General features: G+C 58.6%; 1 protein-coding gene. It reads right to left on the reverse strand.

All coding sequences use genetic code 11. The annotated features are described in order from the left end of the window. The coding region (gene tnpC, locus N5J71_RS22335) for an IS66 family transposase (RefSeq protein WP_279917665.1) at positions 1-773 on the reverse strand (773 nt) is incomplete at both ends.

The raw sequence follows: 773 nt of genomic DNA on the forward strand, positions 1-773 counted from the left end.
ACGTCCTTCAAATAGGCGTACGGGTCATGCCCGTTGAGTCGAGCTGACTGGATCAAACTCATGATCGCCGCTGCCCGTTTACCGCTGCGCAGTGAACCTGCAAAGAGCCAGTTCTTGCGCCCCAACGCCCATGGCCGGATCTGGTTCTCTGCCCAATTATTGTCAATGGGTACGGCGCCGTCATCGAGATAGCGCGACAGCGCCGTCCAGCGTTTGAGGCTGTAATCCAATGCTTTGCTGATGGCCGAGCCATCGTGCACAAGTAGGCGCTGGGTGATCATCCAGGCATGCAAAACGTCCATCACCGGCACGGCTTTTTCTTGTCGTATTCGGCGGCGTAAATCCGGTTTTAGGTCGCGGACTTCATGCTCGATTTCGTACAGCAGCTGGATGTACCTCAAGGCCTGCTCGGCAAGCTGGCTTTTATTGGTGGCGTGTAGCTCGAAGAATTTGCGCCGGGCATGGGCCATGCAGCCGATCTCGGTGACACCGAGTTCAAAGCTGGCCTTGTAGCCACCAAAATCATCGCAGACCAGCTTGCCCTTCCAATCTTGCAGAAAGTTGCGGACGTGTTCTCCGGCTCGGCTGGGGCTGAAGTCGTAAACGACCGCTGCCACGTCCGAGAACTGGCTGGTGGCGTAGGCCCAGACATAGGCGCGATGGGTCTTCTTCTCGCCGGGCGCGAGCATCGAAACCGGGGTTTCGTCGGCATGGATCACGTGCTGGGCAAGCACCGCGTCGCGCAGGGCATCGACCAGCGGCTGCAACTGCAC

This window comes from Ectopseudomonas oleovorans, assembly GCF_029845265.1.
GTDB classification, from domain to species: Bacteria; Pseudomonadota; Gammaproteobacteria; order Pseudomonadales; family Pseudomonadaceae; genus Aquipseudomonas; species Aquipseudomonas oleovorans.